Source organism: Candidatus Photobacterium acropomis (genome assembly GCF_030685555.1).
Taxonomy (GTDB): Bacteria; Pseudomonadota; Gammaproteobacteria; order Enterobacterales; family Vibrionaceae; genus Photobacterium; species Photobacterium lucens.
Map to the genome: position 1 here is coordinate 491979 of NZ_CP131609.1, position 21798 is coordinate 513776.

10 protein-coding genes, 2 tRNA genes and 3 rRNA genes are annotated in these 21798 nt (G+C 45.4%); 7 read left to right on the forward strand and 8 right to left on the reverse strand.

Translation table 11 applies throughout. The features are described from left to right. The first annotated feature begins 385 nt into the window (after positions 1–385). From Q7657_RS08915 to Q7657_RS08935, 5 genes are all read left to right on the forward strand, one after another. A 16S ribosomal RNA gene (locus tag Q7657_RS08915) occupies positions 386–1936 on the forward strand. A 316-nt stretch (positions 1937–2252) separates the two neighbouring features. After that, positions 2253–5142: ribosomal RNA gene (locus Q7657_RS08920) — 23S ribosomal RNA — on the forward strand. Positions 5143–5262: 120 nt separating this feature from the next. Further along, positions 5263–5378 (forward strand): 5S ribosomal RNA (gene rrf, locus Q7657_RS08925). Together the 16S, 23S and 5S rRNA genes with 2 tRNA genes alongside form the textbook arrangement of a ribosomal RNA operon. A gap of 105 nt (positions 5379–5483) precedes the next feature. Beyond that, positions 5484–5560: transfer RNA gene (locus Q7657_RS08930), tRNA-Asp, on the forward strand. Between the two features lie 36 nt (positions 5561–5596). Then, positions 5597–5673: transfer RNA gene (locus tag Q7657_RS08935), tRNA-Trp, on the forward strand. 234 nt (positions 5674–5907) lie between these two features. Here the strand turns inward: Q7657_RS08935 and Q7657_RS08940 are convergent. Together Q7657_RS08940 and ilvY are read right to left on the reverse strand one after the other, a co-directional pair. Beyond that, positions 5908–7113: an NAD(P)-binding domain-containing protein gene (locus Q7657_RS08940; protein ID WP_107166778.1), complete on the reverse strand. Its 1206-nt coding sequence runs from the start codon at positions 7111–7113 to the stop codon at positions 5908–5910. Between the two features lie 32 nt (positions 7114–7145). Then, positions 7146–8042, reverse strand: a complete 897-nt coding sequence (gene ilvY, locus Q7657_RS08945) for an HTH-type transcriptional activator IlvY (protein ID WP_107166783.1) — start codon at positions 8040–8042, stop codon at positions 7146–7148. Positions 8043–8175: 133 nt separating this feature from the next. On the opposite strand from ilvY, the gene ilvC reads away from it, so the two are divergent. Then, the gene (gene ilvC / locus Q7657_RS08950; RefSeq protein WP_107166777.1) at positions 8176–9660 is read left to right on the forward strand and encodes a ketol-acid reductoisomerase; all 1485 of its coding nucleotides are present in this window, start codon (positions 8176–8178) and stop codon (positions 9658–9660) included. A gap of 68 nt (positions 9661–9728) precedes the next feature. Here ilvC and ubiK read toward each other — a convergent pair whose 3' ends face one another. From ubiK to Q7657_RS08980, 6 genes are all read right to left on the reverse strand, one after another. Beyond that, entirely contained in the window at positions 9729–9998 is a 270-nt protein-coding gene (gene ubiK / locus Q7657_RS08955; RefSeq protein WP_008988286.1) for a ubiquinone biosynthesis accessory factor UbiK, read from the reverse strand. A 100-nt stretch (positions 9999–10098) separates the two neighbouring features. Beyond that, entirely contained in the window at positions 10099–13176 is a 3078-nt protein-coding gene (locus Q7657_RS08960) for a multidrug efflux RND transporter permease subunit (RefSeq protein WP_053987369.1), read from the reverse strand. A 16-nt stretch (positions 13177–13192) separates the two neighbouring features. Further along, complete coding sequence (locus tag Q7657_RS08965; protein ID WP_107166776.1) at positions 13193–14296, reverse strand: efflux RND transporter periplasmic adaptor subunit; 1104 nt, start codon at positions 14294–14296, stop codon at positions 13193–13195. A 27-nt stretch (positions 14297–14323) separates the two neighbouring features. After that, complete coding sequence (locus Q7657_RS08970; RefSeq protein ID WP_107166775.1) at positions 14324–14935, reverse strand: TetR/AcrR family transcriptional regulator; 612 nt, start codon at positions 14933–14935, stop codon at positions 14324–14326. A 208-nt stretch (positions 14936–15143) separates the two neighbouring features. Continuing rightward, the gene (locus Q7657_RS08975) at positions 15144–18284 is read right to left on the reverse strand and encodes an efflux RND transporter permease subunit (RefSeq protein WP_107166774.1); all 3141 of its coding nucleotides are present in this window, start codon (positions 18282–18284) and stop codon (positions 15144–15146) included. A 9-nt stretch (positions 18285–18293) separates the two neighbouring features. Further along, on the reverse strand, positions 18294–19442 hold the full coding sequence (locus Q7657_RS08980) for an efflux RND transporter periplasmic adaptor subunit (protein ID WP_107166773.1): 1149 nt from the start codon (positions 19440–19442) through the stop codon (positions 18294–18296). Positions 19443–19754: 312 nt separating this feature from the next. Between Q7657_RS08980 and rep the strand changes: the two genes are divergently transcribed. Further along, complete coding sequence (rep, locus tag Q7657_RS08985; RefSeq protein ID WP_008988280.1) at positions 19755–21773, forward strand: DNA helicase Rep; 2019 nt, start codon at positions 19755–19757, stop codon at positions 21771–21773. Positions 21774–21798 lie beyond the last annotated feature (25 nt).

The following is a 21798-nucleotide window of genomic DNA, read 5'->3' on the forward strand; positions in this document are numbered from 1 at the left end:
CTTGCTAAGCCTTGTTTTGTCCCTATAATGCCGCCTCATCGACACGGCAACGGCTTCCAATAAGGATTTCGGTTTGTGACGATAGGATGAAAGATTTAAGAAAATAAGTTGAAAAAGTGTTTGACACCAAAACTTATTTCGTTAGAATGGCCATCCACTTCAACGAAAGCTTGAAACGGTTTAAAAGTTTTAGTTTCGCTGAAGGTTGTTCTTTAACAATTTGACCATGCAATCTGTGTGGGCACTCGTTGAATGATTAGTCAAAAAGATTTATCAATGATACTAGTGACCAATTTGATACGTAAGTATCAGCACAGTCAATTCATTCATCATTTATGATGAATTAACAGTATTCATTGAGCCGGTCGAAAGACCAACAAAACTTTAATTGAAGAGTTTGATCATGGCTCAGATTGAACGCTGGCGGCAGGCCTAACACATGCAAGTCGAGCGGCAGCGACTTAACTGAACCTTCGGGGGACGTTAAGGGCGGCGAGCGGCGGACGGGTGAGTAATGCCTGGGAATATGCCCTGATGTGGGGGATAACTATTGGAAACGATAGCTAATACCGCATAATCTCTTCGGAGCAAAGAGGGGACCTTCGGGCCTCTCGCGTCAGGATTAGCCCAGGTGGGATTAGCTTGTTGGTGAGGTAATGGCTCACCAAGGCAACGATCCCTAGCTGGTCTGAGAGGATGATCAGCCACACTGGAACTGAGACACGGTCCAGACTCCTACGGGAGGCAGCAGTGGGGAATATTGCACAATGGGGGGAACCCTGATGCAGCCATGCCGCGTGTATGAAGAAGGCCTTCGGGTTGTAAAGTACTTTCAGTAGGGAGGAAGGCAGTGTCGTTAATAACGGCATTGTTTGACGTTACCTACAGAAGAAGCACCGGCTAACTCCGTGCCAGCAGCCGCGGTAATACGGAGGGTGCGAGCGTTAATCGGAATTACTGGGCGTAAAGCGCATGCAGGCGGTCTGTTAAGCAAGATGTGAAAGCCCGGGGCTCAACCTCGGAACAGCATTTTGAACTGGCAGACTAGAGTCTTGTAGAGGGGGGTAGAATTTCAGGTGTAGCGGTGAAATGCGTAGAGATCTGAAGGAATACCGGTGGCGAAGGCGGCCCCCTGGACAAAGACTGACGCTCAGATGCGAAAGCGTGGGGAGCAAACAGGATTAGATACCCTGGTAGTCCACGCCGTAAACGATGTCTACTTGGAGGTTGTGGCCTTGAGCCGTGGCTTTCGGAGCTAACGCGTTAAGTAGACCGCCTGGGGAGTACGGTCGCAAGATTAAAACTCAAATGAATTGACGGGGGCCCGCACAAGCGGTGGAGCATGTGGTTTAATTCGATGCAACGCGAAGAACCTTACCTACTCTTGACATCCAGAGAACTTTCCAGAGATGGATTGGTGCCTTCGGGAACTCTGAGACAGGTGCTGCATGGCTGTCGTCAGCTCGTGTTGTGAAATGTTGGGTTAAGTCCCGCAACGAGCGCAACCCTTATCCTTGTTTGCCAGCACTTCGGGTGGGAACTCCAGGGAGACTGCCGGTGATAAACCGGAGGAAGGTGGGGACGACGTCAAGTCATCATGGCCCTTACGAGTAGGGCTACACACGTGCTACAATGGCGTATACAGAGGGCTGCCAACTCGCGAGAGTGAGCGAATCCCATAAAGTACGTCGTAGTCCGGATTGGAGTCTGCAACTCGACTCCATGAAGTCGGAATCGCTAGTAATCGTGAATCAGAATGTCACGGTGAATACGTTCCCGGGCCTTGTACACACCGCCCGTCACACCATGGGAGTGGGCTGCACCAGAAGTAGATAGCTTAACCTTCGGGAGGGCGTTTACCACGGTGTGGTTCATGACTGGGGTGAAGTCGTAACAAGGTAGCCCTAGGGGAACCTGGGGCTGGATCACCTCCTTACCTAAAGACTTAACTGTTGAATGCAGTGTCCACACAGATTGCTTGGTGAAATGGTTTTAGAAAAATAGCGAAAGTGCTAATTAATGACATCGTTATTGATTAACGCTTTTGCGTTATGCTCTTTAACAATCTGGAAAGCTGACTAGTAAATTCAATCGAATAGATTGATTTATAGTTTTCATCGAAAGATGAAAACGAGTTCTCAAAACAATACACATTCAAGTGTCTTGTATCGAGTCCGGCGAAAAACCAACGTCTCCTTATCAGAGACATAAACCTTGGTTGTTTGAACATACGAAACCTCTTGGGGTTGTATGGTTAAGTGACTAAGCGTACACGGTGGATGCCTTGGCAGTCAGAGGCGATGAAGGACGTATTAACTTGCGATAAGCCCAGATGAGGTAGTAAAAACCGGTGACTCTGGGATTTCCGAATGGGGAAACCCACTTACATAAGTAAGTATCGTGTTGTGAATACATAGCAGCACGAGGCGAACCGGGGGAACTGAAACATCTAAGTACCCCGAGGAAGAGAAATCAACCGAGATTCCGGTAGTAGCGGCGAGCGAAACCGGATTAGCCCTTAAGCTAGTTTGATGTTAGGTGAAGGTTCTGGAAAGTTCCGCGATACAGGGTGATAGCCCCGTAACCGACAACATCTTATCAGTGAAAACGAGTAGGACGGGACACGTGTTATCTTGTCTGAATATGGGGGGACCATCCTCCAAGGCTAAATACTCCTGACTGACCGATAGTGAACCAGTACCGTGAGGGAAAGGCGAAAAGAACCCCTGTGAGGGGAGTGAAATAGAACCTGAAACCGTGTACGTACAAGCAGTAGGAGCCCACTTGTTGGGTGACTGCGTACCTTTTGTATAATGGGTCAGCGACTTAATTTTAGTAGCAAGGTTAACCGTTTAGGGGAGCCGTAGGGAAACCGAGTCTTAACTGGGCGTCATAGTTGCTAGGATTAGACCCGAAACCGAGTGATCTAGCCATGGGCAGGTTGAAGGTGAGGTAACACTTACTGGAGGACCGAACCGACTAATGTTGAAAAATTAGCGGATGACTTGTGGCTAGGGGTGAAAGGCCAATCAAACTCGGAGATAGCTGGTTCTCCCCGAAAGCTATTTAGGTAGCGCCTCGGACGAATACTACTGGGGGTAGAGCACTGTTAAGGCTAGGGGGTCATCCCGACTTACCAACCCTTTGCAAACTCCGAATACCAGTAAGTACTATCCGGGAGACACACGGCGGGTGCTAACGTCCGTCGTGAAGAGGGAAACAACCCAGACCGCCAGCTAAGGTCCCAAAGTTATAGCTAAGTGGGAAACGATGTGGGAAGGCTCAGACAGCCAGGATGTTGGCTTAGAAGCAGCCATCATTTAAAGAAAGCGTAATAGCTCACTGGTCGAGTCGGCCTGCGCGGAAGATTTAACGGGGCTAAGCTATACACCGAAGCTGCGGCAATGCGATTTTCGTATTGGGTAGGGGAGCGTTCTGTAAGCCGTTGAAGGTGAGTTGTAAAGCTTGCTGGAGGTATCAGAAGTGCGAATGCTGACATGAGTAACGATAAAGGGAGTGAAAAACTCCCTCGCCGGAAGATCAAGGGTTCCTGTCCAACGTTAATCGGGGCAGGGTAAGTCGACCCCTAAGGCGAGGCCGAAAGGCGTAGTCGATGGGAAACGGGTTAATATTCCCGTACTTCTTATAATTGCGATGGAGGGACGGAGAAGGCTAGGTGAGCCTGGCGACGGTTGTCCAGGTCCAAGTATGTAGGCTGATGGTTTAGGCAAATCCGGACCATCTTAAGGCTGAGATACGATGTCGAGTCACTACGGTGATGAAGTCATTGATGCCATGCTTCCGGGAAAAGCTTCTAAGCTTCAGATTATAAGGAATCGTACCCCAAACCGACACAGGTGATCAGGTAGAGAATACCAAGGCGCTTGAGAGAACTCGGGTGAAGGAACTAGGCAAAATGGTACCGTAACTTCGGGAGAAGGTACGCTCCTAGCGGTGATGAGACTTGCTCTCTAAGCTGTCGGGAGTCGCAGATACCAGGTGGCTGCAACTGTTTATTAAAAACACAGCACTGTGCAAAATCGAAAGATGACGTATACGGTGTGACGCCTGCCCGGTGCCGGAAGGTTAATTGATGGGGTTAGACTTCGGTCGAAGCTCTTGATCGAAGCCCCGGTAAACGGCGGCCGTAACTATAACGGTCCTAAGGTAGCGAAATTCCTTGTCGGGTAAGTTCCGACCTGCACGAATGGCGTAATGATGGCCACGCTGTCTCCACCCGAGACTCAGTGAAATTGAAATCGCAGTGAAGATGCTGCGTCCCCGCGGCTAGACGGAAAGACCCCGTGAACCTTTACTATAGCTTGGCACTGAACATTGACCCTACATGTGTAGGATAGGTGGGAGACTGTGAAATAATCGCGCTAGCGGTTATGGAGTCGTCCTTGAAATACCACCCTTGTATGCTTGATGTTCTAACGTCGACCCCTTATCGGGGTTACGGACAGTGCCTGGTGGGTAGTTTGACTGGGGCGGTCTCCTCCCAAAGAGTAACGGAGGAGCACGAAGGTGGGCTAATCACGGTCGGACATCGTGAGGTTAGTGCAATGGCATAAGCCCGCTTGACTGCGAGAATGACAATTCGAGCAGGTGCGAAAGCAGGTCATAGTGATCCGGTGGTTCTGAATGGAAGGGCCATCGCTCAACGGATAAAAGGTACTCCGGGGATAACAGGCTGATACCGCCCAAGAGTTCATATCGACGGCGGTGTTTGGCACCTCGATGTCGGCTCATCACATCCTGGGGCTGAAGTCGGTCCCAAGGGTATGGCTGTTCGCCATTTAAAGTGGTACGCGAGCTGGGTTTAGAACGTCGTGAGACAGTTCGGTCCCTATCTGCCGTGGGCGTTGGATGATTGAGAGGGGCTGCTCCTAGTACGAGAGGACCGGAGTGGACGAACCGCTGGTGTTCGGGTTGTGTCGCCAGACGCATTGCCCGGTAGCTAAGTTCGGAATCGATAACCGCTGAAAGCATCTAAGCGGGAAGCGAGCCTCAAGATGAGTCATCCCTAGACCTTTAAGGTCTCTAAAGGGTTGTTGAAGACTACAACGTTGATAGGTCGGGTGTGTAAGTGCTGTGAGGCATTGAGCTAACCGATACTAATTGCCCGTGAGGCTTAACCATACAACACCCAAGGGGTTTTATACGGACTCCAAGAACACTTGAACGTGTGTTTGAGAATCAGCTTTCTAAGATTACTTTTGCCTTCAGTTTTTTAAAAACTGAAAGTAAATAAAGAATTTGCTTGGCGACCATAGCATTATGGACCCACCTGATCCCATGCCGAACTCAGTAGTGAAACGTAATAGCGCCGATGGTAGTGTGGGGCCTCCCCATGTGAGAGTAGGACATCGCCAGGCTTCCTATTCGTTTTCATCTTTTTAAGAAAAAGATGAAAGCAAAAAAGATAAGATGCTTGTTCTGAACGACAGGTATCGGATAAAACGAACGTTTTATCTCCGTGTGGAGCGGTAGTTCAGTTGGTTAGAATACCGGCCTGTCACGCCGGGGGTCGCGGGTTCGAGTCCCGTCCGCTCCGCCACTTTATTTGAGCGTCGTCTCGTTAAACACGAACTACAGGGGTGTAGCTCCAATTGGCAGAGCAGCGGATTCCAAATCCGCGTGTTGGGAGTTCGAATCTCTCCACCCCTGCCATCTTCAAAAGCCTCGTCAGAAATGACGAGGCTTTTTTTGCGTTTGTGTTTTAGCAATAGCAACTGATTTCACTGTATCAATAATTGAGTGTATTAAGCTTGAAACCTAAGCCTTATCCATGTCTATCATTTTAAAGCCTCGTCAGAAATGTCGGGGCTTTTTTCTATTTAGTGGTGATGTAAAAAAAGCCTCATAACTGCGATGAGGCTTGATTCGAGTTAACGTGATAGATAATTAGATGTAGTGATAAAAATGCCTTAACCACTGCTCTGCAATCATCATCTCGTCTTTTTCTGAGAGTGCTTGTATACCACGCTTAAACTGATGGGGATTATCAAGCAGTTTTAAACCTGCAAGCATATGGGCGGCTTCAAATAAATAGAGAGTAGGATCGCCCATGCCTGTTTTAAAAGGGGTATTCGCTGACTCTCCACCTGCCAGTAGATACACACTATGACCTTGTTTGTTTTTATATTCTTTGGTGAGTGCATTCGAGTGTACTTCTCTCAGTACACCATTTGCTAATAGATCGGGTAAGTGAAGCTCGTCATCTGCGGAGGTAACAGTACTAATAAACATGGGTTGCGATAGGTTATCTATCATTTCAGGGGTAATAGATTGATTACCAGTGCAGCAGAACAACATATTACAGTGTTCAACGAGATGGTTGATTGAGCATGCGTGAATACCATCTCTGGGAAATTGGGTAAGTTTACGGGGATCGAAATCGGCTACATGAATATTGGTAATGCCTTTTGCTTTTAAGTGTTTGATCACTCCTCGACCGAGGTTACCTGCGCCAATCACTCCCACTTTTAGAAATCCTGAGTTATTGATTTTTAGACCAAACTCTTCACGTAAGATTTGATCGGAATAATGAACGATACACTCTGATGCTTCAAAGTCAGCCGGCATTTTAATACTAAGATGAGAGACGGAAACTAACGGTTTAGAGAGTGGTTTATCGAGGTATTTTTGTAGTCCATTAGCGGTTAGCTCGGTAATGCCAATACATTGCTCTTGGAAAGTTTCACAAATATGCGAAATAGCATAAGAGAAGTAGCCACCGTGATCGAGGATCAGAAAAGGGGTATCTGCATCAACGTATTGACGGATAAGAGCTTCACAGTGTGCGGGATCTCTTAAGTAGGCTTTATTGTTTTGAGTCGAGACAACGTGGCAATGGGGGATCGTGCTGATGGTGGTTAGTAGGTCGGGAGTAGCACCAAGCGTGGCATCTTTGGGAATAAATACTAGCTTGTCAGCGAGCTCTGCTAGCACGTTGATATAAGGCAGTGAGCCTTCGTAGCTGTGCATGACAGAAAAAATGACGAGGTTATCTGGAATAGAATGCGCTTGAGCTAATGTTTTTAAAAATTGGTAACCATGATCTGCATAGAAATCAGCGCAATATGAATGCGTTAAGATTGGTTTTGGCACTACTGTTGTTCCTTGAAAAATGTACAAGAGAGCTAAAGTAAGCTCTCTGAATAACTGTCATGAAAAAGTTGTAGCAAAGCATGTAATAGAGGTTCTTGTTCGCGAGATTGTTTACAACACAAACCTAAACTCATAGGTTCGATTGATTCGGTACTAAATCGTTGAACCTTGTCGCTGACAGGACTGTTATTTATTACCACATCTGGCGCAATTCCAACACCACATCCTAGCGCAACCATACTGACAATGGCCTCATGTCCTGATATTTGGGCATAAATAGAGGGGGTTATTTTCTTTTTCTTAAACCATTTATCAGCACGAGTTCGCGCTGGCCCCGATTCTGGCAGTATAAAGGGTAAAGATTTCCAATCTGGATCATGGTTTAAGCTTTTTTGTAGCGTAGGGGACGAAATTATTGGGCTGATCAGCGACATTTGGATTTGATCAACTTCGATGTAAGTTAATTTAGGCGGTAAATTGTCGGGCTTAGCAGCAATGGCGATATCAACTTCATCAGAAAGCACTTTATCAATAGCCAATGCCGGATCGCCTGTTTGCAGTTGGATTTCGATATGTGGATAGATGACACGAAACTTATTAAGAATGGTTGGCAAGTGGCTATAACTGGCGGTAACTGAGCAAAACAGGGTTAACTTTCCTTGTAGCTGAGAATGCTCTTCCTGCAATTCACTTTTCACTTCAAACCAATTACTCACAATTAAAGAGGCGACAGGAAGGAGCTTTTTTCCTGCGAGGGTGAGCTCGACACTACGATTATCACGAATAAACAAGGTTTGCCCTAAGTCTTCCTCTAAGCGTTGAATGACACGACTTAAAGCGGAAGGGCTGATGTGCATGGCCTGTGCAGTTTGGCTGAAGTTATGGGATTCACAAAGGTGAAGAAATAGTTGCAGATTTTTAATATTCATCGTCCATGTTGCATAATTTGCAATTAGTTGTTGTGAATATAGCACTTTGCGCAACAAATTACCTGATCTACTATCAGGTTATTCGACAGTAAAGATGTCGACCCAAGGATATATTTTCACGGAGTTTGTTGTTATGGCTAATTATTTTAATACCCTGAACCTACGTCAGCAGTTAGATCAACTAGGTCGTTGTCGTTTTATGGATCGTGCTGAGTTTGCAACTGAAGCTGATTACCTAAAAGGTAAAAAAGTGGTGATCGTAGGTTGTGGTGCGCAAGGTCTAAACCAAGGTCTGAATATGCGTGATTCAGGTCTGGATGTATCTTATGCATTGCGCCAAGCGGCGATTGATGAGCAACGTCAATCATTTAAAAACGCGAAAGAGAATGGGTTTGAAGTAGGTAGCTACGAGCAACTGATCCCACAAGCAGATCTAGTGGTAAACCTTACCCCTGATAAGCAGCACACCAATGTGGTTGAAACAGTAATGCCACTGATGAAGCAAGGTGCAGCTCTTGGTTACTCTCACGGTTTCAACATCGTTGAAGAGGGCATGCAAATCCGTAAAGACTTAACCGTTGTTATGGTAGCACCTAAGTGTCCGGGTACTGAAGTACGTGAAGAGTACAAGCGTGGCTTCGGTGTTCCAACACTGATCGCCGTTCACCCTGAAAATGATCCACAAGGCGATGGTCTTGAAATTGCTAAAGCATGGGCGGCAGCAACGGGCGGTCATCGTGCAGGCGTACTAGAGTCGTCATTTGTTGCTGAAGTTAAATCTGATCTAATGGGTGAGCAAACTATTCTTTGTGGTATGCTACAAGCTGGCTCTATCGTATGTTACGAGAAGATGATTGCTGATGGTATTGCACCTGAGTACGCGGGCAAACTGCTACAGTATGGTTGGGAAACGATCACTGAAGCACTGAAGTTTGGTGGTGTATCTCACATGATGGATCGTTTATCAAACCCTGCAAAAGTAAAAGCGTTTGATCTGTCTGAAGAGCTAAAAGATCTGATGCGTCCACTTTACAACAAGCACATGGATGACATTATCTCTGGTCACTTCTCTAGTACCATGATGGCTGATTGGGCAAATGATGATGCGGATCTACTTAGTTGGCGTGGCGAAACCGCTGAAACGCAATTTGAAAACTACCCAGCATCTGATCTTCAAATTAGCGAGCAAGAGTACTTTGATAACGGTATCTTGATGGTTGCTATGGTACGTGCGGGTGTTGAACTAGCATTTGAAGCAATGACTGCATCAGGCATCATTGATGAGTCTGCATACTACGAATCACTACACGAACTACCGCTTATCGCGAACACCATTGCACGTAAGCGTTTGTACGAAATGAACGTGGTTATCTCTGATACCGCAGAGTACGGTAACTACCTATTTGCAAACGTAGCAACGCCATTACTGCGTGATCAGTTTATGCCTAAAGTTGGTACAGATGTGATTGGTAAAGGATTAGGTGAAACATCTAACTTTGCTGATAACCAGAAGCTAATTGAGGTGAACGAAGCACTACGTAATCACCCAGTTGAAGTGATTGGTAAAGAGCTACGTGGTTACATGAAAGACATGAAGAAAATCGCAGTAGGCGGTTAATGTCAGCGTAAGCGAATAAATAGAAAAGCCCGGTGAATACCGGGCTTTTTAGTATCTGGAATAACCGATTATGCGTTGTCGCTTTTGTCTTCAGCAGACAGTTTCGCTTCAAGCTCTGCCATTTTGTGCTCTAGCTCGTTTAGCTTTTGACGTGTGCGTAGTAGCACTTGAGTTTGTACTTCAAACTCTTCACGGTTAACAACATCTAGTTTACCCAACTGTGATTGGATCACCTGACGTACTTTTTGCTCAACGTCGTTGCCTAGATCTTTAACTGGCTGTGGCATCGCGTCTTGAATTTGCTTAGCTACTTGCTCAAGCTTTTTTGGATCAAACATGATTCGCTTACTCCGTTGCGAGAATCTTTATTCTGTTATTGTAATCGTAAAATAAAAGGGCGCGGAAATTCCAGCGCCCTTTTTACATTTCTCTATTTACTTAGAAATGGCTATCTGTCGCATCGTCATCTTCAACGAAAACAGGTAGCGGTTTGTGTTCGCTTGCTAGGAATGTATAGATAACTGGCAGAACAAACAAGGTAAATAGCGTACCAATTGAAAGACCTGCAACGATAACAATACCAATACTAAAGCGAGAGGCAGCACCTGCGCCTGATGCGTAAAGTAGTGGGATCAGACCTGCAATCATCGCACATGTGGTCATTAGGATTGGACGAAGACGGATCTTCGCGGCTTCCATGACCGCTTCTAAGCGATTCTTACCGTGGAATAGCTGCTCTTCTTTTGCCACCTCACAAATCAAGATACCGTGTTTAGTGATCAAGCCTATCAGGGTGATAAGACCTATCTGCGAGTAGATATTCAAGGTCGTTGCACCCCATGCCAGTGCGATCAACGCACCACAAATAGCCAGAGGAACCGACACTAGAATAACCAGTGGATCACGTAGCGATTCAAACTGAATAGCCAATACGAGGAAGATAACAGCCAATGCTAAACCAAAGGTTGCGTATAGTGCATTACCTTCTGTTACGTACTGACGGCTCTCGCCTAGGTAGTTGTAGCTATAACCTTTAGGCAGTACTTTCGCCGCTTCCGTATTTAACCAACTCACCGCATCACCAATTGATGTACCAGGGGCTAATACGCCACTGATGGTTGCTGCGTTTTGTTGGTTAAAGCTTGGTAACGTTGGTGGTGTTGATGTCACCTTGATGGTTACTAAGCTACCTAGTGGGATCAGATCGCCTGTATTGGTTTTCACGTAGTAGTTGTTTAAATCGTTTGGATTGAAACGGTTCTTACGTTCAACTTGTGGGATCACCTTGTATGAACGACCTAAGATATCAACGCGGTTAATGTCACCGCCTGCCAACATGGTACTTAGTGTGTTACCGATAGATTGCATCGTCACACCGTAAGCGCCTGCTTTGTCTTTGTTGATATTGATCTTCATGTCAGCTGAGTCGTACTTCAAGTTCAGATCCGAGTAAACAAACATCGGGTTATCTTTCACTTTCGTTAGCATCTCAGAAGCCACTTGGAACAAGCTCTTAAAGTTGTTCGGAGTGGTGATCACGAACTGAACAGGGAAGCCGCCGCCCGCACCTGGCAAGCTTGGCATTTGGAACGCAGCAACCGACATTTGAGGAATGTCTTTGATTTTCTTCGCTACGTCATTAGCCACTTCTGCTTGGCTTTCAGTACGCTCACTCCAAGGTTTCAAGGTCGCTAGACCAAACGCTTGGTTGGCAGCAGGAATACCTGAGAATACCTGCGCGTATTCCACGCTCTTTTGCTCTGTTAGTACCTTGTTGACTTGGTTCATAGTGTCTTCAATGAAGTCCAAGTTTGCGTTTGATGGCGCATTACCTTGGAATACCACTACGCCATTATCTTCAGCAGGAGCCAGTTCACTTGGAATAAATTTGAACAAGAATGGCAGACTTGCGAATGCACATACCGCAAACACGATAACCACAGGGCGCATGTTCATGATGCCGCCTAGCATTTTCTCGTAACGTAGCGTTAGGCGATCTAAGAAGCGGTGTACGGCTTGTTCGAATTTATTTGGAGCAGCATTTTCTTTTAGGAAGTGCGCACACATCATCGGTGATAATGTCAGTGCGATGATCCCTGAGATAAATACGGCACCCGCTAGTGTTAATGCAAACTCTTTAAATAGCGAGCCAGTTAAGCCGCCCATTAATGCGATTGGCGCGTATACTGCACCTAGCGCGATAGTCATGGAGATAACTGGAATCGCGATTTCACGAGTACCAATAATGGCAGCACGGAAAGGGCTTTCTCCCATCTTCATATGACGCTCAACGTTTTCAAGTACCACGATGGCGTCATCTACTACCAGACCGATGGCAAGTACCATCGCCAGTAGCGTCATCAAGTTCCACGAGAAGCCAAATAGCTGCATCACCAGCGCCACACCAACAAGTGATAGTGGAATAGTGATGATAGGGATCAGCACAGAACGTAGTGAGCCGATAAATAGCGCGATCACCACCAATACAATCACCGCTGCTTCAAGGATAGTTTTAATTACCTCATGAATAGAGTCGTTGATCGCAATCGTTGAGTCGTACATCACCGTCATCTTGATGGTGCTTGGCATGTTACGCTCAATGGTTGGGAGCAGTTTAATAACATCGGCTGCGATGTTAATTGGGTTCGCACTTGGTGCTGCTTGAATTGCAGCTACCACGGCTTCTTGACCATTTGCTGTTGCGCGGTAGCTATCACTACTTTTTGATAGTGTGACTTTCGCGATATCACCAAGACGGGTCACTTGACCATCTTTACTGGTTACAACCAGCTTTTCTAGTGTTTCAGGGCTGTTTGACTGGGTATCTGCACTACCGTTGTAGAGTACAAAGTCATTGTTCACCTGACCTACCGCAGATTGGTAGTTATTCGCCTTTAGGACTTGAATAACATCGCTTGCTGATAGGTTAAATGCCGCCATTTTCTGTGGATCTAACCAAACACGTAGCGCGTAAGGAACACCACCGTACATATCAACTTTCGATACGCCGTTAACCGTAAATAGCTGCGGCTTAACCACACGCTCGATGTAGTCAGTGATCTGACTAGAGTTCAAGCTCTTACTGGTGAAACCTAAGTAAAGCACACCCGTATCACCACCGGTTGATAGGGTGATGGTTGGATCTTGGGTTTCTGTTGGTAACTGCGAACGAACCGAGTTTACCTTCGCCAAAACGTCAGCCAAGGCTGCGTTCGGATTGGTATTCAGTTTCATTTGTACCGTGATTGTCGACATCCCCAGCGTACTTTGTGCGGTGATGTAGTCAATATTATCGGCTTGGGCAATGGCCTGTTCTAAGGGCTGAGTAATAAAGCCCTGCATCAGATCTGCACTGGCACCATAGTATGCGGTACTGACCGTTACTACGGTGTTGGTCATTTCTGGATACTGTCGAACCTGCATTTTGAATATCGCCTGAAAGCCAAGCAATGCGATCAGTAAGCTGATCGAAATTGCGAGGACGGGGCGTCTGATAAAAATATCAGTAAAGCGCATAACGAGAGTTCTCCAATTACAGCAGTGGTGTTACTGCTGGAGCTTTAAGTGCATCATTTTCAACAACATGCACTAGCGATTTGTTACTTAGACGAATTTGACCTGTGGTAACGATTTGCTCGCCAGCTTTAATGCCTGAAAGAATGCGCACTTTGTTACCGTGGTTTTGACCTGTGGTCACCACTGTTTGAATAGCACGTAATTTGCCATCAACTTCTTTTAGTACGTAAACCGTGTCACCGTATAGGGTGTAGGTGATCGCTGTTTGTGGCACGATAATTTGATCGCTAATGGTTGGCAGGATCACACGTGCACGAGCAAACATACCGCTACGTAGCTTACCGCCACTGTTAGGGATATCGGCTTGAACTTGTACTAAACCCGTTTGCGCGTTAACCGCAGGCTCGATTGCTGTGATTTGGCCTTTGAAATCGATGTCTTGGTAAGCGTCAACATTGATATCTACCGTTTGACCGATTTGGATCTTAGAAATATCGGTTTGCGGTACGGTGAAACGAAAACGCATGGTACGGGTATCTTCTAGGCGTACGATTTGTGTACCTGGTTGAATGTATTGACCAAGGTAAACGTTACGTAGACCTACTTCACCATCAAACGGTGCAACGATATCACGACGTTGAATTGACTCTTCTAACGATTTAATTTGAGCAACAAGGGCACGGTAGTTTGCTTGTGCTTCATCAAGGTTAGATTTAGACACTGAGCCTTTACGGTAAAGATCTTGGTAGCGTTTGTACGTCGCTTCAACCGCAGGCAGTTTAGCTTTGGTACTTTGCAGGCTTGCGACTTCAACATTGGAGTTGATCGATACCAACTCTTGACCCGCTTTAACACGTTGACCTGATTCAAAAGCGATTTTGCTGATAACACCTGATGCTTCAGACGTTAGCGTCACACCTTGAACGGGCTCGATGAAACCAATGGCTTGGATCGCAGGGTACCAGTTCTCGCCCTTCGTCGTAACCGAAGTTACTGGGTAGTTTGGCTCTGGCATGTTTGCCATGTATTCAGCAATTTTCTTCTGTTTGAATAAGTTGAAACCAATGACACTCCCAAATAACAGGAGGACGAGAAGTAACACTACTATCCACTTTTTCATTGTTAGGTTTGCTCCGGTTTAGCGATATTAATGCAGAGTGATAGCGTCCCAAGAGGCATTGATAACGGCTTCAATTTCGTCATCACTGATCTCTAACCTACGATTAATTTGCCGACGAGCTAAATTACAACTCGTTTCAAGACTTAATACGCTTAGTACCTCGTTATCGAGATCCTTAAATAAGCCACACGCTTTTCCATCATTAAACATAGTTGCAACGGGAGAAAAGAGTTTCTGGCTTAAGCGCTTTTGATCTTGTTTATTTCGGCATGGCAGGCTTTGGAACTGTCCCCGAATGATTAACGGGGCATCACCATTGATTGTCATGTGCCATAAGTTAAGCCACATGGTGCGATAACGTTGCTTGATCGGCATGCTATCAACAATGTTGTGACTTATCTGTGCTGCGATATAACTTAAAATGTGATCATGTAATTGGTTGAGTAGGTCTTCTTTATCGTTAAAGTAACGGTAAATCGTACCTGCGGCGACGTTGGCTTCTTTTGCGACCATTTGCATCGAAAGACCATGAAAGCCGAATTCTGCGAGAAGCTTTTCTGCTGCTGCCAATATACGTTGTTTTTTCTCATTCATAATGGCAATTATATTTGGATGTGAAATGAATGAACGATCGTTCATTATTGTAGATTGTCATCCTTGATGCGCAAGTTTTAAATTAGACTTTTGAACTATATTTTTTATTTTATTGTGGTTGTTTATGCTTTTAGCAAATAAGTGCTTTTTGTTTATTGCCTTAATGTTATAAGTATAGAAGTCGTGCTAAATAACTAAGCAAAAAAAAGCGCATACCTGAGGTATGCGCTTATTAATTGTTTCACTTCACTTATTAGTGTTGTTCAGTTAATGACTCTTTATTTTCTTCTGCATTTTTCTTCTTTTTGCGACTGAAAATACGTTCAACCACGACGAAGAAAATCGGAATAAAGAAGATACCTAAGAAGGTAGAACTTAACATACCACCGAGTACTGCAGTACCAATGGCATTCTTACCACCTGAACCTACACCAGAGCTTATTGCCAATGGCACAACACCTAAACCGAAGGCAAGGGATGTCATGATGATCGGACGTAAACGCACACGCACAGCATGCAGTGTTGCTTCTACTAGTCCTGCGCCTTTTTCGTAGTATTCTTTGGCAAATTCTACAATCAAGATGGCGTTCTTAGTTGCTAAGCCAACGGTGGTTAATAGACCTACTTGGAAGAATACGTCGTTAGGCATACCACGACCGTTCATTGCCAGTAGAGCACCGATAATACCTAGCGGTACAACCAGCACGACAGCAAATGGTACAGACCAGCTTTCATAAAGGGCTGCAAGTACCAGGAATACCACCAAGATAGACAATGCATACAGCATTGGTGCTTGGTTACCTGATAGTCGTTCTTCATAAGATAAGCCGTTCCATTCGATACCAAAGCCCGGTGGTAATTGTTTTACCATCTCTTCAATATCAAGCATTGCCTGACCTGTACTGTAACCTGGCACTACGCCACCTTGGATGTTAACCGCAGGTGTGGCGTTGAAACGCTCTAGACGAGGTGATGCGTATTTCCATTCACCGGTTGCAAAGGCAGAGAAGGGTACCATTTCACCTTGGTTATTACGTACATACCAAGTATCTAAGTCGGTAGGCTTCATACGGTATTCTGCATCACCTTGAACGAAGACTTTCTTAACACGTCCACGGTCGATGAAGTCATTAACGTACGAACTACCCCAAGCAGTCCCTAGCACTTGGTTTACTGATTGAATATCAATACCCAGTGCGCGGATCTTCGCTTGGTCAACATTGATTTGGTACATCGGCGCATCTTCCTGACCATTCGGACGTACACCGACAAGGTTCGGATTTTGTGCTGTCATGCCGAGTAACTGGTTACGAGCGGCGATCAGTTTATCGTGGCCTTGACCACTTCTATCTTGGAGATAGAAATCAAAACCACTTGCCGTACCTAGCTCAACAACCGCTGGTGGGGCAAACGAGAACACCATGGCATTTTTGATCTGCTGGAAGTATGCCATCGAACGAGCTACGACCGATTTCACATCCATGCCCGGTAATTGGCGATCTGACCAATCTTTTAAGCTGATAAATGCCATACCCATGTTCTGACCACTACCAGCGAAACTAAAGCCAGATACGCTAAACACACTTGCTACGGTGTCTTTTTCATCATTGAGGTAGAAATCAGAGACTTTATCCATCACTTCTTGGGTTTGCTCTTGGGTAGAGTTTACCGGCAAGATAGCTTGGCTAAACAAGATCCCCTGATCTTCATCTGGTAGGAATGACGTTGGCATTTTGTTGAACATCCAACCTACAGCAACGGTTAGGCCAAGGAAGATCAACATGACGCGAATAGAGCGTTTGATCATTGCCGCAACGCTTGCTTCATAACGTGAGGTTAAGTTATCAAACGTGCGGTTAAACCAACCGAAGAAACCTTTCTTCTCACCATGTTCAACCGGTTTTAGCATGGTCGCACAAAGGGCTGGCGTTAAGATCACCGCAACCAATACTGACAGTGACATTGCCGTTACAATGGTTATCGAGAACTGACGGTAGATCACACCGGTAGAGCCCGACATAAATGCCATTGGTACGAATACCGCAGATAGCGTTAAGGCGATACCGACCAGTGCACCAGTGATTTGATCCATTGATTTTCGTGTTGCTTCAACGGCACTTAAGCCTTCTTCATGCATGACACGTTCAACGTTCTCTACCACCACGATGGCATCATCAACTAGCAAGCCGATGGCAAGTACCATTGCAAACATGGTTAGGGTGTTGATAGAAAACCCTGCCATCGAAAGCACCGCAAAGGTACCTAATAAAACAACAGGGACTGCAATGGTTGGGATCAAGGTTGCACGGAAGTTCTGTAAGAACAGGTACATGATAAGAAATACCAGTATTACAGCTTCAAACAGCGTATGAACAACCCCTTCAATTGATTTTTCAACGAATGGCGTCGTGTCGTACGGGTAAACAGCAGTTAGCCCTTCTGGGAAGAAAGGTTTTAATTCTTCTACTTTGGCTTTTACTGCTTCTGCTGTCGCAAGGGCGTTAGCACCTGTTGCTAGCTTAATACCTAAACCACTGGCAGGTTTGCCGTTGTAGAACACTTGTACGGAGTAATCTTCTGCACCTAGTTCAACGCGCGCCACATCACCTAGACGTACGGTTGCACCTGCTGAGTCTGATTTAACAATGATGTTTTTAAACTCTTCAGGGGTTTGCAAGCGGCTTTGCGCTGATACTGTGGCGTTAAGCTCTTGGCCTGGCATTGATGGTGAAGCACCCAGTTGGCCTGCTGAGATCTGGGCATTTTGCTCTTTGATTGCTGCAATCACATCAATACTGGTCAGGTTGTATTTGGTCAGTTTTAGCGGATCTAACCATATACGCATTGCGTACTGAGCACCAAAGGTGGTGATTTCACCCACGCCTGCTACACGGCTCATTGGATCGGCAACGTTCGAACTGATGTAGTCCGAAATATCGTTCTTATCCATTGAGCCATCTTCAGAATAGAAGCCGACAACCATTAAGAATGATGAGCTAGCTTTGTTAACCTTTACACCTTGCTGCTGCACTTCCATTGGTAGCAATGGTAGAGCGGCTTGCAGTTTATTCTGCACCTGAACCTGAGCAATATCAGGATCTGCTTCCGCGTTAAAGGTTAGGGTAATTTGGGTATTACCAAAGCTATCACTGGTGGATGATAAGTAACGCAGGTGGTCGATACCTGTCATGCGCTGCTCGATCACCTGTGTCACTGTGTCTTCCATGGTTTTTGCGTTTGCGCCAGGGTAGTTAGCGCTGATCACCACGGTCGGCGGTGCGATACTTGGATACTGAGACACTGGCAATTTGATAATTGACAGTACCCCGGCAAGCATCACGATTATCGCGATCACCCAAGCAAAAATAGGGCGATCGATAAAGAAACGAGCCATATCTTATCTCTACTTTTGAGGTTGCGAATTGTTAGCTAGGGTTGGCTTCACTAAAGCACCCGGACGCACTTTTTGTAGGCCATCGACAATCACTTGGTCGCCATCTTTTAAGCCATCAGTAATACGCCATTGGTTATCAATCACCTGCGCAGTTGTCACAGTGCGAGACTCTACTTTGTTCTCAGCGTTAACGACCATGACGGTTGCTTGACCTTTACTATTACGCGTTACCGCTTTTTGCGGCACCATGATGGCTTTTGGATCGGTACCTGTATTTAGTACTGCGCGTACGTACATACCCGGCAGTAAGATCCCTTCTGGGTTTGGAAATTCTGCACGTAACGTGACAGAGCCAGTGTTTGGATCGACGTTCACTTCCGCAAATTGCAGCACACCGTGGTGTTGATAAACCGTACCGTCTTCTAAGATCAATTCAACATCAGCATTCTGACTTGCTTGAAGCTGACCTTGCTTTAATGCTGCTTTTAAACGTAGAAGTTGTGCACTCGATTGGGCGATATCAATGTTGATAGGATCTAGCTGTTGAATAGTAGCTAATACTTGCGATTGCCCCGCATTGACCAATGCACCAGGCGTTACAGAAGATTGACCAATACGACCTGAAATTGGCGCTTTAACTTTGGTATAATCGAGATCAATCTTAGCTTTATTGACGTTCGCTTTAGCTACTTCAAGGCTAGCGATAGCCACTTTGTAAGCTGCTTGGTTATCATCGTAGGTTTGCTTGCTGATCGCACCGCGTTCTACTAGTTTTTTACTACGGATAGCCAGTGCTTTCGCTGAATCTAATGTTGCTTGTGCTTTCGCTAATTCCGCTTTTGCGCTTAAGTAAGCAGCGTTGTAACTGGCAGAGTCGATATTATAAAGAGACTGACCTTTTTTAACGTCACGACCTTCAGTAAAGCCACGATCGGTAATGATGCCTGAAACCTGAGGACGTACTTCTGCCTCAAGGTAAGCTTTGCTTCGACCAGGTAGCTCCACGCGGATTTCTTGTGGGTGCGATGTGATAGCAATGGTACCAACAGGAATACTTTTTGCTGCTTGTTGAGCAGAGGGATCTGCTGCATTTTGATCACAAGCTGATACCCATAGTGCCATACTGACAACCATGGCCAATTTTGCGATTTTCCGCATGAAAACTCCTAAATTTTAAGCGATATAACTTAACGTGAAATATTCAAATTATTGAATTTACAATAGAGTAACCACTAATTACATATTTTGTAACCTATGATAGCCGTTTAAAGATAAAACGGTTATTTTTCGCATAAAAACCCCACCTTTTATTTAAAAGGTACGGTGAACGGAATTATGCTTAAAAAGAATTGTTAACCAATTGATATGATTATTAGTGATTGGTTTGGGTTTTATTATTCATATATTGAATAACCCTATATATAAAATGCATTAACATGCACTTTTTACAAATGAGTGTCAGGATAACGAATGAAACTGAACCCAAGGCAAACAGAAGCAGTAAAATACGTCTCTGGACCCTGCTTGGTGCTAGCTGGTGCTGGCTCGGGTAAAACCCGTGTGATCACGAATAAGATTGCGTATCTTGTACAAAAGTGTGATTACAAAGCACGAAATATTGCAGCGTTGACCTTTACCAATAAAGCCGCACGTGAAATGAAAGAGCGTGTAGGGCAAACCTTAGGTCGCCAAGAAGCCAAAGGATTAATGGTATCGACCTTCCACACCTTAGGTCTCAACATCATTCGTCGTGAATATAAGCATCTGGGTTTAAAAGCCAGTTTTTCGTTGTTTGATGATCAAGACCAAATGGCACTGCTTAAAGAGCTGACGGAAGACGAACTGGAAGGCGATAAAGATTTACTCAAGCTTCTGCTGTCATCGATTTCTAATTGGAAAAATGACATGTTGTCGCCAGCAGACGCTGCTGCTCGTGCTCGTAGTGAACGCGATCAGTTATTTGCCCATTGCTATGAGATGTATCAGCGACAAATGAAGGCGTATAACGCGCTGGATTTTGATGATTTGATTTTGATGCCAGTATTGCTGCTACGTGATAACGAAGAAGTACGTAAGCATTGGCAAAACCGTATTCGTTACTTGCTGGTGGATGAGTATCAAGATACCAACACCAGCCAGTACTTGTTTGTGAAATTGCTAGTGGGTGAGCGTTCTCGCTTTACTGTGGTGGGTGATGATGATCAGTCGATTTATTCATGGCGTGGTGCACAGCCTGAAAACTTGGCCTTGCTCAACAAAGACTTTCCAAGCTTAAAAGTGATCAAGCTGGAGCAAAATTATCGCTCAACCAGTCGTATACTGCGTACTGCGAATATCTTGATTGCCAACAACCCGCACTTGTTTGAAAAAGCGTTGTTTTCTGAAATTCCTGACGGTGCGATGTTAAAAGTCATTACCGCTAAGAATGAAGAGCATGAAGCTGAGAAAGTTGTCGGTGAATTGATTGCGCATCGCTTCATGAATAACACCGCTTATAAAGACTATGCGATCTTATACCGTGGTAACCATCAGTCACGCTTATTTGAAAAGTCGCTGATGCAAAACCGTATTCCTTATAAGATCTCAGGCGGTACGTCGTTCTTCTCTCGCTCAGAGATCAAAGACATCATGGCGTACTTACGTCTTTTGACAAACCTTGATGATGACAATGCGTTCTTACGTATCGTGAATACTCCACGCCGTGAGATAGGCCCTGTGACACTAGAAAAGCTCGGTACTTACGCCAACATGCGCGGTAAGAGCTTGTTTGCTGCCAGTTTTGAAATGGGATTAGAGCAGCATCTTTCTGGGCGTGGTTTAGAATCACTGCAGCGCTTTACCCACTGGATCAACCAGCTCGCAGATAATGCAGAGCGTGGTGATACGGTTTCAGCGGTACGCCAGCTGGTGCGCGATATTCATTACGAAGATTGGTTATACGAAACCTCTGCTAGCCCTAAAGCGGCTGAAATGCGAATGAAGAACGTTTCTGACTTATATAGTTGGATCACGGCTGATTTAGAGGGTGATAACTATGATAAAGAAGAGAAAACCTTAAAAGAGGTGGTTCAACGTCTGACTCTGCGTGACATGATGGAGCGTGGTGAAGATGATGATGATGCCGATCAAGTTCAGCTCATGACATTGCATGCATCAAAAGGTCTGGAGTTTCCTTATGTATTCTTAGTGGGTACTGAAGAAGGGATCTTGCCACACCAAACTAGCATTGATGAAGACAATGTTGATGAAGAGCGTCGCTTAGCTTATGTAGGTATCACTCGCGCCCAACGTGAGTTAACGTTTACCTTATGTAAAGAGCGTCGTCAGTTTGGTGAGTTAATCAAACCTGAACCAAGCCGCTTCTTATATGAATTACCACAAGATGATTTGGAGTGGGAGAGTGAGCGTAAGCCAGTGACTGCAGAAGAGCGCATGCACAAAGGCCAAGCGCACATCGCTAATATTCGTGCAATGTTCAATAAGAAGTAACGCAGCGTAAATAGAGCGAATTAAA